Raw genomic sequence first — 14,478 nt, forward strand, 5'->3', positions numbered from 1 at the left:
AAGGCCGGGGCGTATCCCGCCGTCGCGACATCGGTTCCAGGCGCAGGGGCGGTGCGGTCCCGTGGCCCGGGCCTGGCGAGCGAAGCCCGTCGAGGGAGGGGAGGAGCAAGGATGGAACCGCTGCCGGGGTCGACCGTGAGCGACTACGCGTTCGTGGCGCTGGTGCTGCTGATGACCGCCGGCCTCGCGCTGCTGGCCGCGGCGGCATTCGCGCGGGTCCCGAGGCGGACGAGCCGTGCACCCCAGGCCTGGGCGCAGTTCCGCTTCGGTTACGCCGTATACGCGCTGATCTTCCTCGCCTTCGATATGGAGATGATCTTCATGTATCCCTGGGCGATCGTCTTCGCCGATATCGGCGTGACCGCGTTCCTGGACATGCTGGTGTTCATCGCGCTCCTCTCGGCGGGCATCGCCTACGCCTGGGGCATGGGCGGCCTGCGATGGGAGTAGTGGCGAGCGCCGCGGCGGTGCTGGCTGCGCTCCTCGGAGGCGCCGCCCTGACCCTTGCGGTCGAGCGCCTCTTCTCGCGGCGGGGCCTGGAGGCCGGGCCGGCGCGCGACGTCGACCTCAGGCGCGGCCTGGACCTGCCCAACGCCGACCGCTGGCTGCTGCCGGCCGGGCCGGCGGTGGCGCTCGGCGGGGTCGCGCTTGCCATGGTGGTCATCCCGTTCGGGCCGGGTCTGATCGGCCGGGATCTCGGCGTCGGCCTCTTCTACGTCATCGTCGTCGTCGACTTCGTCGTACTTGGCCTGGCGCTCGCCGGCTGGGGCGCGAACACGCCCGACGCCGTGGAGGCCTGCTACCGCATCGTGGCCCAACTCGTCGCCTACGTGGTGCCGCTCGGCCTGGCCTATGTCGGCGTGGTCATGATGGCACGCTCCTTGTCGACGGTCGCCGTCGTCGAGGCGCAGCGAGACCTGTGGTTCGTCGTCCTGCAGCCCACGGGCTTCCTCCTCTACCTCGTCACGGGGCTGATGCAGTCCTACCGCGCCCCGTTCCTGGAGCCGTTCGCCGGATCCATCGGCGGCGGCGTGCTCGGCGCGGCCGGGGGCTGGTCCGGCCTCCTGTGGCGGGTCGCCCTCGCCGGCGTGCTCTTCGTCGTCGCGGCGGTCGGGGCGGTGCTCTACCTCGGGGGGCCGTCCGGGCCGTGGCTGCCGGGCTGGGCCTGGATGCTGGCCAAGACCTACGCCCTGATGGCGCTGATGCTGGGGCTCGGACGCTGCGTCCGGCCGTTCTCGACGGCCGGGATGCTGGCGCTGTCCTGGAAGGTCCTGATCCCGGCGGGTCTCGTCAACGTGCTCCTCGTCGGCGGCCTGATCCTTCTCGGCGTGGGACCACGGGCATGACCGCCGCCTTCGAGCTCACCGCCTTTTTGGTCTGCGCCTTCGTCGCGGTCGCGGGCGCGCTCGGCATGACCACGACCATGAGCATGTTCCGCTCGGGCATCTTCCTGATGGCCTCCTTCATCGGGGTCGCCGGCCTGTTCATCCTGCTGTCCGCCGACCTGATCGGGCTGCTCCAGGTCATGATGTACATCGGCGGCTTCCTCGTCATGATCCTGTTCATGGTGCTGGTCATGCACGACCCGGGCGGGGCGATGATGGCTGGCATGGACATGGCCCCGCTGGAGCGCTGGTTCAGCAAGGGGCTCGTCCCGCGCCAGCCCGCGGAGGTCGGGCAGGACGGCCACCGGCAGGGCGAAGCCGGCGACCAAGCCGCCGCCACCGGACACCACGAGGGCCACTCCGGCGGCCACCGGCCCCGGCACGGCGGCGCGGCGAGCGGCGACCACGCCCACGCGCACGACGGGGCGGCGAAAGCCATGCCGCACGAGGCCCAGGGCGGGCACGGCGAGCGCGCGGCCCACCAACACGGACAGGCTTCCCACGGGCACGACCACGCGCACGGGGGCGGTCATGGCGGCATGGACATGGGTGGCATGGACATGTCGATGGTGACGCCCGTGCGCCCCGTCGCGGCCTGGCTCGCCCTCTGCGTCGGGGCCGTGCTCGTCGGGATGCTGGTCTTGCGGCCGGCCTGGCCGGCGATGCCCGAGGCGGTGCCGGACGCGGACTCGGCACGCCGGGTCGGGCATCTCCTCATGGAGAAGTACATGGTCGCCTTCGAGGGCGCCGGCTTCCTGATCCTGATCGGCATCTTCGGCGCCGTGCTGCTCGCCCGGCCCTCGGCCTACCCGGACGACGCCTTGCGCGCCGCCAAGGTCGCTGTCGACGCCAAGCCCGAGCCGATCCGGAACGACCGCCTCGCGCCGCTCGCGACCCCGGATCGGGTGGCGGAGCGCCCGGACGAGCAAGAGGCCCACCACCGGAACGGGGGACATATCGGATGACGGTACCGCTGACCGCCTACCTCGTCGTCGGCGCGCTTCTGTTCGCCATCGGCCTCTACACCGTGGTCGCCCAGCGCTCGGCGGTCATGATCCTGATGGGCGTCGAAGTGCTCCTCAACGCCATCGGTCTGAACGTCGTCGCGTTCTGGCGGTTCACCGCGCCGGGCGACTATTCCGCGCAGATCCTCGCCATCCTGGTCGTCACGGTGGGCGCCGTCGAGATGGCCATCGGGCTCGCCCTCGTCCTGCTGCTGTACCGGCAGCGCCGGACGTCCGAGGTCGACGCCTACGCCGACCTGAAGCGATGACCGTCCTGCTCGCCATCCCGCTCCTGCCGCTCCTCGCGGCCACGGCCGCCCTCGGCATCGGTCGCCGCCTGCCCTGGGGCGGCGGGGGGCTCGTCGTGGGCGCCGTCGCCCTGTCGCTCGCCAGCCTCGCGTCGTTGCCGTCCGATGCCGCCCTGTCGGCGACCTGGTTCGAGAGCGGCGGCTATCGGCTGACCGTCGGGCTCGCGGCGACGCCGCTCACGTGGTTCGTCGCGGCGGTGGTCGCGGGCGTCGCGTTCTGCGTCGGCCTCTACAGCCTCGGGTACATGGCCGGAAGGGACGACCGGCCCCGCTTCTTCGCCGAGCTCGGCCTGTTCGTCGGCGCCATGCTGGCGCTCGTGCTGTCGAACTCCCTCGCGCTCCTGTTCGCGGCCTGGGAACTGGTCGGGCTCGCCTCGTTCCTCCTGATCGGCTTCGACCATGCGGAGCCTGGCGCCGCCGAGGCCGCCGCCAAGGCGTTCCTGATGACCCGGATCGGCGACGTGGGCCTCCTGCTGGGCTGGCTCCTGGCGCTCGCCGCCGTAGGGACCACGGACGTCGACGTCCTCGTCGGTGCCGTCGAGGGGGGCCGGATCGCCCCCGGCACGGTCACCGCCATGGCGCTCCTCATGCTGGCCGGCGCGGTCGGCAAGAGCGCCCAGCTACCGCTTTCCGGCTGGCTCCCCGACGCGATGGTCGGGCCAACCCCGGTCTCGGCCCTGCTGCACTCCGCCACGATGGTGGCCGCCGGCGTGTTCCTCGTGCTGCGCCTGTACCCGGTTTTCGCGGCGTCGCCCGTCGCGCTCGACACCCTCTTCTGGATCGGGGCCGCGACGGCGCTCGCCGCCGGCCTCATCGCGACCGCCGAGGCGGACCTGAAGCGGGTGCTCGCCTGGTCCACCTGCTCGCAGCTCGGCGAGATGATGGTGGCCCTCGGCCTGGGCGGCCCGCGCGCGGCCGCCTTCCACCTCGCGGCGCACGCCGCCTTCAAATCGACCCTGTTCCTCGCCGCGGGCATCGTGCAGGAACGGGCGGGCACGCGCGCCCTCGGTCGACTCGGCGGCCTCGCTCGCGCGCTGCCGTTCGCCGGCGCCGCCTTTCTGGTCGCGGCCCTGTCGTTGGCCGGCGTGCCGCCCCTGTCCGGGTTCCTGAGCGAGGAGGCAATCCTCGCGGTCGCGTCGCGGCACGGCCCGGGGACTGGGTCCCTGGTCGTCCTGCTCGTCCTGCTCGGCGGGATTTACATCGGGCGTGCGGGGGCCGCGACCTTCCTCGGGAGGCGCCGCGGCACGGTCGGCCCGCGCAAGCCCCGCTGGGCGATGCGGACCGGCATGGGTTTGCTCGCGCTCGCCGCCGCCGGCCTCGGCTGGCTGTTGGCCGGGCGGTTCGGCGCCGCTCTGCCCTTCGCCGCCGCGCCCGAGACGGAGGCCGGGTGGCGCAGTCTCGGCCTCGCCGCCGGAATCCTCGGGCTCGGTCTCGGCGCGGCGAGGGGGTGGAGCGGTGCGCCCGCGCTCGGCGCGCTCCCCGCGCGGCTCGCCTCCGGGCTGGAAGCCGCCACCGAGGCCCCGGCGCGCCGCGCGATGTGGCTCGCCCGGACGGTTTCGGCCACCGAGGGGGCGCTCGATGCCGGGGCCGGCGCGGTCGCCGGCGGCTCCCGGCGGGCCGCCGGGTGGGCCGGGCGCATCGAGGCAGGGGGCTTCGGGCGCGGCGGCGACCGCCTCGCCGCCGGGCTCGCCGCCGGGGGCGAGCGGCTCCGCGCCCTCCAAGCCGGTCGCCTCTACCTCTACACGCTCGGTCTGTTCGCCTGGACCGCGGCGGCGCTCGCCGCCGGCGCCCTGATGCTCTGGCCTTGAGGGGACTGGACCCGATGCTCACCGCGACCATCCTCCTGCCGCTCCTCACGGGCCTCGCCGTGCTGGCGCTGCCACGTCACCGTCCCGGCCTCGTCCGCCGCGTCGCCCTCGCCGGTTCCGTGCTGACACTGGGCGCGGCGGTGGTCCTCTGGGCCGGCTTCGATCCAGGGGCCGGCGGCCTGCAATGGCGGATGACGCTCCCGTGGATCCCGTCGCTCGGGGCGAGCTACGACGTCGGCGTCGGGGGTCTCTCCCTGGCGCTGATCCTGCTCACCGCCATCCTGCTCACGGTGGTGATGGTCTACGTGCTGGGCGAGCACGACCGGGCACACGCCCACGCCTTCCTCTTCCTCCTGCTCGCGACCGGGCTGATCGGGCTGTTCGCGGCGCAGGACCTGCTGCTGTTCTACCTGTTCTTCGAGGTCGGCCTGGTGCCGATGTACTTCATCGTCGGCATCTGGGGCGGGGAGCGGCGGCGTTACGCGGCGCTCAAGTTCTTCCTCTACACCCGCGCCGGCAGCCTCGCGATGCTGCTCGGCTTCCTCACCCTCTATCTCGCCATGGAGCCCCACACCTTCTCGCTACCGGCCATCGTCCAGGCGAGGCCGCTGGACCGGACCCCGCTCGCGGGCGGCCTCGTCTTCCTGGCGCTACTCCTCGGGTTCGGGGTCAAGCTCCCGGTCGTGCCGCTGCACAACTGGTTGCCCGACGCGCATGTCGAGGCACCGACCGAGGGCAGCGTCGTGCTGGCGGGCCTCCAACTGAAGATGGGCGGCTACGGCATGCTCGCCGTGCTGCTGCCGACCTTGCCGGACACGGTCGCCCGGTTCGGCTGGCTCCTGGTCGCCCTGGCCCTGGCGTCGCTCCTCTACGGGGCCCTGGCGGCACTGGCGCAGACGGACATGAAACGGCTCGTCGCCTACACCTCCGTCAACCACATGGGCTTCGTCACGCTCGGCGTCGCGGTGGCGGCACTGGCCGGTAACGAGGGCGTCCGCCGGCTGGCGCTCAACGGCGCCGCCGTGCAGATGGTCAGCCACGGCTTCCTGACCGGCGGCATGTTCCTCTTGGTGGGCATGCTCCAGCATCGCGCCGGCACGCGGGAACTCGCCCGCTTCGGCGGCCTGATCGGCTCGATGCCGGCCTTCAGCGGCCTGTTCGGCCTGCTCGCCTTCGGCTCGCTCGGGCTCCCGGGCCTGTCCGGCTTCATCGCTGAGTTCCAGGCCATCGGCGCCGCCCTGCAGCTCTCCGCCTGGGTCGCCGCGCTCGCCGTCCTCGCGCTCGTCGTGACGACCGCGGTCTACCTCCGGCTCGTGACGGGCCTGCTGATGGGTCGGGCGCCGCCCGACATGCCGGCGCTGCCGCCCCTGACGGCGGCCGAGGCGGGCTCGGCGGGGGCGCTCGCGGTCCTGGCGCTCGGCCTCGGCGTCCTGCCGTCCGTCCTCGTCGCGCTGCTCGACGGCACGACCGCAGCCCTGGCGCACCTGCCATGACCGGTGGGCAGACGATGGGCGGCTGCATGGATCTCGGCGCCGTCGGGCCCGAGATGGTGCTGGCCGGGACCGCCCTCGCGCTGGTCCCGGTTGCCGGCTGGGTCCGGGGCCGGTGGCGCCGCCTGCCCGCCGCCGTCGCGCTCCTCGCCCTGCTCGTCGCGATGGGCCTGACCGCGCCGATGCTGACGGCCCCGCCGCGGGAGACCTTCTGCGGCACCTACGCCGTCGATCCGTTCCGGGGCTTCTACCAGCTGGTGATCGAGGCCGGCGCCCTGGTGAGCCTGCTCTCGCTCGGCTCCCACTTCCGCGCGAGCGAGCAGGAACCGCACTACCCGGTCGCGCTGCTCATGGCGACCGTCGGCGGCATGGGGCTCACGGCGGCCACCGACCTCGGCCTCATCGTCCTGTTCCTGCAGATGGTGAGCTTCCCCTCCTATCTGCTCGTCCTGCTCGTGCGGAGCGACGGGCCGGCCCAGGAGGCGACACTCAAGTACTTCCTCTACGGCGCCGCCGCGCTGGCGGTGATGGCCTACGGCCTGACCTTCCTGTTCGGCCTCACCGGCAGCCTGAACCTGCGGGCCATCGGTGCGGGGCTGGCCGGCGCCGACCGGGCCTGGGTGGCGCTGGCCTTCGGCCTGGTCCTCGTCGGCTACGGCTTCGAGATGACGCTGGTGCCCTTCCACGTCTGGGCCCCGGACGTCTTCCAGGGAGGGACGGCTCCCGCCTCGGGCTTCGTCTCGGTCGTGCCGAAGGTGGCCGCGTTCGCCGGCCTCCTCCGATTCCTGCTGGCGGCGATGCCGAACGGCCTCGCCGCCTGGCCCACCGTGCTCGCGCTCCTGGCCGCCGCGACGATGACCTTCGGCAACTTGGTGGCCCTCCGCCAGGCAAGCCTGAAGCGCCTGCTGGCCTATTCCAGCATCGCCCAGGCCGGCTACGTGCTGATGGCGGTGGCGGTGGCCGGGCGGGCCCCGGAGGCCCTGCCGGCCGTAGGCTATTACCTCGTGGCCTATCTCCTGATGAACCTCTCGGCGTTCGCGGTGGTCGCGCAGGTCGAGCGCATGACCGGGAGCGACGGATTCGCCGCGATCCGCGGCCTCGGACGGCGGGCGCCGGGGCCGGCGGCGGCGCTGGCGCTCGCCCTCCTGTCGCTCGCGGGCGTCCCGCCGCTGGCGGGCTTCGCCGGCAAGGTCTTCCTGCTCGTGGCCGCCATCGAGGGGGGCTTCGCCTGGCTCGCCGTGGTGGCCGCCGCCAACATGGCGGTGGCGCTCTTCTACTACGCAGCCGTCATCGCGGAGGCGTACTTCAGGGAACCGGAACGTATCGAGCGGCCGGCATCCGGCGCCGGCTACGCATGGGCGCTCGGCTTGTGCACGGCGGGAACGCTGGGCTTCGGCATCGCGCCGGGCCTGGGGCGCGGCCTGGCACAGCTCGGCTCGACGCTGCTGCGGTAGGCGCGGTCGCGCCGGGTGCGTCCCGGAGGATGAGGGGGTTGCCGGCCTTCGGGGACCCGCGGCCGGGGGATCGCGTCGTCGGGCGGGGCCGGACGCCTCCTCCCGGCGAGGCTCCGGCGCTTCCCGGCTCCGCTCAGGCCGCTCGAACGGTCCGGTCGCGCACCGGCCTCTCCGTCGCGCGTTGCTCTTGCCCGGCCGGCCCAAGGGCCTTGGTGACCTCCTCGAAGCGTGCGCGCGCGTCGGACCAGTCCTGGGCGAAGTCGAACAGCTCGCGCATGGCCGGGGCGATCTCCTTGTAGGCGGCCAGGGCGGCGACGAGCGCGCCGAGCGAGAGCCGCCCCTGCACGACGAGGTAGCCGCCGATCGAGAAGAAGAAGAACGGGGTGAGGTTCGCGGTGTAGTTGTAAAGGCCCTTGAGGCGACCCTTCAGGTCGTTGATTTCGATGCGCACCCGCTCAAGGCCCCGGGCTTGGCGCATCTGCCGGCCCAGGCCGGAGGGCTCGCACGCTTCGCCGCCGGCCGGCCGCGCGACCACGGGAGCGGTGAGCAGCGCCCCCAGCTCACGGGTGGCATGCACCCTTTGCCGAACCTTCGCGTTCAACCGCCGCTGCAACCGCGGCAGGATCGTCAGCTGGACCGGCAGCATGATCAGGGCCGCGAGGGCCAGGGCGGCGTTCTGCAGGAGGAGGAAGACGATGCTGGTCACGAGCGTGCCGCCCTGGACGAGCGGCACCACCACGAGGCTGCCGCCGAAGTAGCCGATGGGCTCGACCTCCTGGACGGCGACGGCGGCCAGCGTGGCCCGCCGTTCGGCGGAGCGCTCGCCGCGCGCGCGCCGGACGATGGCGAGGCGGAGGCGGCGCACGAGGCGCTCGTTCACGCGCCCGCGGACCCGATTGACCGCGTACTTGGCGAGGCCGCTGAGCGTGAGCACCGCCAGGTAGCTGGCGCACAGCGCGAACAGCAGCTCGACGCGGCCCAGATGGAGGCCGAGGAAGGCCATCTTCGGGTGACCGTCGCCCGCGTCATCGGCAAGGGCGTGGTTGATGATGTGCTTGGGGATCTCAAGGAGGAGCCAGGCCGCCGGCAGCGTCAGGACGGAGAGGAGCACGAGACGGACCTGCAGCCGTGACGTCGCACGCACGACGTAGGCCTCCAGCGGCACCGCGCCGGTCTCACGGGAACCTGGCCGCCCCGCGGCGCCCGTGGACGCGGCGGACGAGGGCACCGCTCTCCCCTTGCGGACACGATCCCGTCGGGCGGCGGCCCAGCGCAGGCCCGACCGGGCCGCGAGCCAAGCGGTCCAGGCAGGCGCCACGACGAGGACCACCACGGTGACGAGGTCGATCCACCAGTGGGCGTGGGCGTGGTCGAGGCCCAACGTCCAGTGGATGAGGTCGTGGATAATCGGCGGGGTGAGCAACGGGTACTCCTGGCGACGGACTCTGGCTTCTATGCGGGCAGGGGACAGGGCCAACCGGGCAATCGGCCCCCCTCCGATGGCCCCGGCGGCCTTCACCCCCACGGGCCCCCTGATCGCGCGCGGCGGGGCGAGGCCCGACACGGGACCAAAGGCCCTTTACCGGCCTCTTCGAGCGCTCGGCGCAAGGTCCAGGTTCGGAAGGGCGATGGCGGCCTTACGCGGGAGCCCGGCGGTGGCGGCTCCCGGGTGCCGCAGGCCGGGCGCCCTCAGCCAGGCGGCGGACCGCCCCCATCGGTTCCCGACGCGCGCGCGTCGTCGGCGACGGCGCGGACGAAGGCCAACGCGTCGCGGCGGCGCTCGCCGGGCGTTTCGTAGAGGCAGGCCGCCGCGGGCTCCCTGCGGATGCGCAGGGCCTCGTCGATGACGCGATGCCACTCCGGCGGGAAGGTGATCAAGCCGTACAAGCCGGCGTCGCTCTTCGAGGGCACGACCCTTGTCGCGAGGATGTAGTGGAGCCGGCACATGCCGAGGACGGCCCGTTCGACCCCGTCCGCCGCGAGGAGCGTCGCCTCGTCCGCCGTGTCGGTTCCGAGCCATCGGCCCCGGCATTCATCGACGCCGGCGAGGGCCCACCGTTCCAGGTGGGCCGCTCCGCGCCAGAGCCCGGTGCCCGCGCAGAGCGGACCGCGAACGGTGACCGCGCTGGTCCCCAGGACGCTCCAGGTGAGCGGATGCCGGTCGTGGCATCCGGACGCGAAGAACCGTCCCCGCTGGACGCAGGGGCCGTCCGGGATGCCGACGGGGCCGTCCCGCAGGTCGTCCCAGGTCAGGTAGATGCCGTCGAGCGCCGGGGTCGGTCGCTCAAGCGCCAGGCGGGCGTGGGCCTCGGCGAGGGCGACCAGCTCGCCGTTCCCGGGACGAGCCTGCGTCACCGCCACGAAATCCACGTCGCTGAGGGACGGACGGAAATCGCCCATGGCGGCGGAGCCGACGAGGTACAAGGCCTCGACGAAGTCCGGGACGGCGGTATCGACCGCGGCGAGGTGGGCGTCCGCGACGCCGAGTGCGAGCGGGTGCGTGATCATCGTCTCCACGGGCTCATGCAGTTGCTCGGAGGAGCGAGGGGAGCACGTCCCCGGATTCGTCCGCGGGGCTTCCGGCACACGGATCGGACTGGCCCCTCGGCGGAGGGGGGCGGTGCGCATGTCATGGTCCTGGCTCAGCCGATCCGCGCCGTGCGGAGGCGCAGGGCGTTCCCGATCACGCTCACCGACGAGAGCGCCATGGCGGCCGCCGCGATGACCGGCGAGAGGAGGATGCCGAGGAACGGGTAGAGCAGTCCGGCAGCGACCGGCACGCCCAGCGCGTTGTAGATGAAGGCGAAGAACAGGTTCTGGCGGATGTTGCGCATCGTTGCCCGGGACAGGCGCCGGGCCCTGACGATGCCGACCAGGTCTCCGCGAAGCAGCGTCACGCCCGCGCTCTCGATGGCCACGTCGGTGCCGCCGCCCATCGCGATCCCGACGTCCGCGGCAGCGAGGGCCGGCGCGTCGTTGACCCCGTCACCAGCCATCGCCACGACCGCGCCCTGGCCCTGGAGCGTCCTGACCACCTCCGCCTTCCTGTCGGGAAGGATCTCGGCCTCGACCTCGTCGATGCCCAGCGACTTGGCGACGAACTCGGCCGTCGTCCGGCTGTCGCCGGTCAACATGACGATGCGCAAGCCTTCCCCCCGCAGCCTTCGCAGGGCCTCGAACGTGCTCGTCTTGACGGGGTCTTGGATGGCGATGACGCCGGCCGGCTTCCCGCCCACGGCGACGAGGACCGCCGTCGCGCCCCGGCTCCGCACCTCCTCGGCCCGCGCCTGGAGGAGCGTCACGTCCGTCCCCTGCTCCTCCAGGAAACGCCCGTTGCCGATGGCCACGCGCCGTCCTTCGACCGTGCCGAGCGCCCCCTTGCCGGTCGGTGCCTCGAAGTCGGACGCCACGGCGCCCGGGATGACCCGCGCTTCCGCGGCCCGGACGATGGCGAGGGCCAGGGGATGCTCGCTCGCGCGTTCGACCGCCGCGGCGAGGCGCAGCACGTCGGCGTCCGTGAAACCGGGGGCCGGGAGCACGGCGGTGACCTTGGGCTTGCCCTCGGTCAGGGTCCCCGTCTTGTCGATGACGAGCGTGTCGACCTTCTCCAACCGCTCCAGGGCCTCGGCGCTCTTGACCAGGACCCCGTCCTGGGCGCCGCGGCCGACCCCGACCATGATCGACATCGGCGTCGCCAGGCCGAGGGCGCAGGGGCAGGCGATGATGAGGACCGCCACGGCCGCGAGCAGGGCGTAGGTGAAGCGTGGCTCCGGCCCGAAGGCCATCCAGGCAACGAAGGCGAGGGCGGCGACGGAGATGACCACGGGGACGAACCAGGCCGCCGCATCGTCCACCAGTCGCTGGACCGGCGCGCGCGAGCGCTGGGCCTCGGCGACCATCGCGACGATGCGGGCCAGGGTGGTCTCGGCCCCGACACGCGTCGCGCGCATCACGAAGCCCCCGGTCGTGTTCAGGCTCCCGCCAACCACGAGGGAGCCGGGTTCCTTCGCGACGGGGATGGGCTCGCCGCTGATCATCGCCTCGTCCACGGCCGAGCGCCCCTCGACGACCTCGCCGTCGACCGGCACCTTCTCGCCGGGCCGGACGCGCAAGCGGTCCCCGACGGCCACCGCCGAGACGAGCACCTCCTCGTCGGTCCCTTCCGTCCCGAGACGCAGGGCCTTCTGTGGGGCGAGGTCGAGCAGCGCCCGGATCGCGCCCGAGGTGCGCTCGCGGGCCCCGAGTTCCAGCACCTGCCCGAGCAGCACCAGGACGGTGATGACCGCCGCGGCCTCGAAGTAGGCCGGCACCGCCCCGCCGTGGCCGCGCAGGCCTTCGGGGAAGAGCCCCGGCGCCACGGTCGCGGCGACGCTGTAGAGGTAGGCCGCGCCGGTCCCGAGGGCGATGAGGGTGAACATGTTGAGGCGGCGGTTCACCAGCGACTGCCAGCCCCGCTCGAAGAACGGCCAACCCGCCCAGAGGACGACGGGCGAGGCGAGCAGCAACTGGACCCAGTTCGAGGTTTGCAGGCCGAGGCGGTCGACGAGGCCCGTCAGATGTCCCCCCATCTCCAGGGCGAAGACGGGGAGGGTCAGGACGAGGCCGATCCAGAAGCGGCGGCTCATGTCCTTGAGCTCGGCGTTCTCGACCGGGCCGCTCGTCGGCGTGAGCGGCTCCAGCGCCATCCCGCAGATCGGGCAGCTGCCCGGTCGGTCGCGGCGGATCTCCGGGTGCATGGGGCAGGTGTAGACCGTGCCGGCAGGGGTTTCCGGCGGCCCTTTGTCAGCCGTCAGGTAGCGTGCCGGCTCGGCCACGAACTTCGCGCGGCATCCCGCCGAGCAGAAGTGGTAGGTCGCGTGGTCGTGCTCGGCGTGGTGGGGCGTAGCCGCAGGATCGACCCGCATTCCGCAGACGGGGTCCGTCGCGGCTTCCCCGGCCGCGTAGGCCGCGCCGTGGCCGCGACGGTGCCCGTGGGCATGATGCACGTGGTGACCGTGGTCCATGGGTTCAGACCTCCATGCGGCCGCCGCCGGCGGGGCGGACACGCGACTTGACGGCGGGCGGGACGGGGCTGGGACGGACGTTCAAGTGGCTTGCTCCGACAGGTTCTCAGCCGCCGCCCATGATGCGGTCGATGCGCGCCCCGATGCCGCGGACACGGGCCGCATGCTCGGCCCACAAGCGCCGCGCGATTGCCGAACGGGGATCCCGCTCCGTGAGGCGTGCCGCGGGAATCCCGCGGACGCCTTCCTGGAAGGAGGGTAAGGCGGTCCCGGCGAGCGAAGCGTCGGCCGCGGCGAGGCGGACCCGCACCCGCTGGCAGTAGGTGGCGGAGCGCGGGCTCATCCGCTCCTCGCCATGGCCGGCCCTGTACTTCATCAGCGTGCGGCAGAGATCGCCCTGCGCGAGCTTCCAAGCTTGTGCGAGGTAGGCCACGCCGAAGCGGATGTTGGTCGCGGGATCGAGGAGGGCCCCGGCGGTACCCGTGTGACCGAGCATGGCCGCGGTTGTCGGCCGGACCTGCATCAGTCCGAGCTCGCCGACCCCACCGACCGCGCCGGCATCGTACCCGCTCTCCACATACGCGACGGCATCGGCGATGGCCGGGGGCAATCCGCGCGTTTCGGCCTCGCGTGCGAGCATCCGCCGGTAGCCGGCCTGACCCGACGCCGCGTGAGCCGCATCGCCGGAGGACGACGGCGCGGCAGGGGCGGACGCGCCCGCGGGTCCATCCCCGGCAGCGACGGCCGGGGATGAAAGGAGGAGCGCCGCGCAGAGCACGAGGAGCAGCCGGGGTCGAGGACGTACGAGCGCGCCCGGCAGCCTTTGCCGCGCGCCGGCGGACGCTCCCCCGGGCGGGGACGCCGCCCTCATCATGTACGGGTGCCTCATCGCGCCTTCCGGAAGCGCGCGACCCCGAAAAGCGGCATCTCCGTCTCGGCCATCGAGCGCATGCCGGTCGAGGTCATCCGTGAGTTCCCTTTGTGGGTTAGTCCGGGGGCGGGCGGGGTTTGGTTACAGGCGGGTCCCATCACCGCCCTCCCGTGTCGCGCTTGCCGCCCATGCCGGGCATGTTCATGCCGGGCATCCGGGAGTGGTCCATGCCCTCCATGCCGCCCGAGCCGGACTTCGGCGTCACGGCGCGGTTGAGCTCGCGCCAGTCCTTGGGATCGACCACGTCGTAGCGCGCCACGCCCGCGGTGACCGCGGAGTAGCGCGGCGCGCGCACGGCGACGGCGGGATCGGCCGGGGCGACGAGCCAGTGCGGCGCGGCGGTGGGCACGCAGGCCGCCAGCGGCAAGGCCGTGAGCGCCAAGGCCGTGAGCGCCACGGCCGGCCTGAGGGAGGTGAGCATCGCTGTGATCCCGAACGGGGGCTGGCGGCCGCGCTCGGGGGCGCGGACCGGCGGACAGGGAGTGGGGCGCGGGCGCGGCTGCGCCGGCCATGCCGGGCGCGGCCCGCGCAGGCAGGATCCTGGTCAGGGCGCGGCCGGGAGCGGCGTGCGGGCGCGGGCGGGCGCTCGGCCCGCCGCGGTCAGGCGCGCTGCCGGGGCGGCCGCTCGATGCGCAGGGGACGCGGCTGGGCGACGCCGTCCTCCTGGGCCAGGCCGATGGGCTCGGAGGGGCGCAGGGTCAGCGCCTCGCCCGGCCAGGGTGCGTCCGGCACGGCCGCCTGGCAGGCCAGGGGGCAGCAGGTGGCCGCGCAGCTGACCGGGCGCTTGTGGTGGCCGTGGCCGCCCGGGTGGTGCTGGCCGGCCGAGGCATGCCGCTGGCAGTCGGGGCCGTCCGCGCCGTCCGCCTGGAGGGCCGCTCCCGCGGGCGCGTCGGCGGAGGCGGCTCCGTGTCGGTGGTGGGTGTGCGGGTCGGCGGGGGCCGCGGCCTGGTCGACGGCGGCGTGATCGGCTGCGGCGTGGCGCTTCATCGTGCACGGCGCCGCCGGGGCGATGGCCACGGCCATCGCCAGCACGGCGAGCAACACTGCGCGAAGAACTGCCAAGGACCCAGAGACCCTCTCGAACCGGTTCCGATC

At 73.4% G+C, this 14,478-nt stretch carries 13 protein-coding genes; 7 read left to right on the forward strand and 6 right to left on the reverse strand.

The features are described from left to right. Positions 1 to 111: 111 nt before the first annotated feature. Genes MMB17_RS09260 through MMB17_RS09290 form a run of 7 tightly spaced genes read left to right on the forward strand, consistent with a single transcriptional unit; the run spans position 112 to position 7,449 of the window. Positions 112 to 450: an NADH-quinone oxidoreductase subunit A gene (locus MMB17_RS09260; RefSeq protein WP_241101793.1), complete on the forward strand. Its 339-nt coding sequence runs from the start codon at positions 112 to 114 to the stop codon at positions 448 to 450. Beyond that, positions 441 to 1,346 (forward strand): complex I subunit 1 family protein, encoded by a 906-nt coding sequence (locus MMB17_RS09265; protein WP_241101794.1) that lies wholly within the window; start codon positions 441 to 443, stop codon positions 1,344 to 1,346. The genes MMB17_RS09260 and MMB17_RS09265 overlap by 10 nt, the downstream gene beginning before the upstream one ends. Next, entirely contained in the window at positions 1,343 to 2,350 is a 1,008-nt protein-coding gene (locus MMB17_RS09270; protein WP_241101795.1) for an NADH-quinone oxidoreductase subunit J family protein, read from the forward strand. Before MMB17_RS09265 ends, MMB17_RS09270 begins: the two co-directional genes overlap by 4 nt. Then, positions 2,347 to 2,658 (forward strand): NADH-quinone oxidoreductase subunit NuoK, encoded by a 312-nt coding sequence (gene nuoK, locus MMB17_RS09275; RefSeq protein WP_012454430.1) that lies wholly within the window; start codon positions 2,347 to 2,349, stop codon positions 2,656 to 2,658. The genes MMB17_RS09270 and nuoK overlap by 4 nt, the downstream gene beginning before the upstream one ends. Next, entirely contained in the window at positions 2,655 to 4,505 is a 1,851-nt protein-coding gene (locus MMB17_RS09280; RefSeq protein WP_241101796.1) for an NADH-quinone oxidoreductase subunit 5 family protein, read from the forward strand. Before nuoK ends, MMB17_RS09280 begins: the two co-directional genes overlap by 4 nt. 14 nt (positions 4,506 to 4,519) lie before the next feature. Further along, positions 4,520 to 5,998: a complex I subunit 4 family protein gene (locus tag MMB17_RS09285; RefSeq protein WP_012454432.1), complete on the forward strand. Its 1,479-nt coding sequence runs from the start codon at positions 4,520 to 4,522 to the stop codon at positions 5,996 to 5,998. Further along, positions 5,995 to 7,449, forward strand: a complete 1,455-nt coding sequence (locus tag MMB17_RS09290; RefSeq protein WP_241101797.1) for an NADH-quinone oxidoreductase subunit N — start codon at positions 5,995 to 5,997, stop codon at positions 7,447 to 7,449. Before MMB17_RS09285 ends, MMB17_RS09290 begins: the two co-directional genes overlap by 4 nt. A 133-nt stretch (positions 7,450 to 7,582) precedes the next feature. On the opposite strand, the gene MMB17_RS09295 is transcribed toward MMB17_RS09290, so the two are convergent. From MMB17_RS09295 to MMB17_RS09320, 6 genes are all read right to left on the reverse strand, one after another. Next, complete coding sequence (locus MMB17_RS09295; protein WP_241101798.1) at positions 7,583 to 8,872, reverse strand: ABC transporter ATP-binding protein; 1,290 nt, start codon at positions 8,870 to 8,872, stop codon at positions 7,583 to 7,585. A gap of 266 nt (positions 8,873 to 9,138) precedes the next feature. After that, positions 9,139 to 9,957 (reverse strand): nucleotidyltransferase domain-containing protein, encoded by an 819-nt coding sequence (locus tag MMB17_RS09300; protein ID WP_012454435.1) that lies wholly within the window; start codon positions 9,955 to 9,957, stop codon positions 9,139 to 9,141. Between the two features lie 134 nt (positions 9,958 to 10,091). Then, on the reverse strand, positions 10,092 to 12,452 hold the full coding sequence (locus MMB17_RS09305; protein WP_063110944.1) for a heavy metal translocating P-type ATPase: 2,361 nt from the start codon (positions 12,450 to 12,452) through the stop codon (positions 10,092 to 10,094). A 106-nt stretch (positions 12,453 to 12,558) separates the two neighbouring features. Continuing rightward, positions 12,559 to 13,092, reverse strand: coding sequence for a lytic transglycosylase domain-containing protein (locus MMB17_RS09310; protein ID WP_238231838.1), 534 nt, complete (start codon positions 13,090 to 13,092; stop codon positions 12,559 to 12,561). Positions 13,093 to 13,480: 388 nt separating this feature from the next. Next, a complete protein-coding gene (locus MMB17_RS09315) occupies positions 13,481 to 13,804 on the reverse strand; it encodes a hypothetical protein (protein ID WP_063110945.1) in 324 nt (107 codons plus the stop codon). A gap of 179 nt (positions 13,805 to 13,983) precedes the next feature. Then, positions 13,984 to 14,445, reverse strand: a complete 462-nt coding sequence (locus tag MMB17_RS09320; protein WP_241101799.1) for a hypothetical protein — start codon at positions 14,443 to 14,445, stop codon at positions 13,984 to 13,986. Between the last annotated feature and the right edge of the window lie 33 nt (positions 14,446 to 14,478).

The sequence above is a fragment of the Methylobacterium organophilum genome, from assembly GCF_022533465.1.
Taxonomy (GTDB): Bacteria; Pseudomonadota; Alphaproteobacteria; order Rhizobiales; family Beijerinckiaceae; genus Methylobacterium; species Methylobacterium organophilum.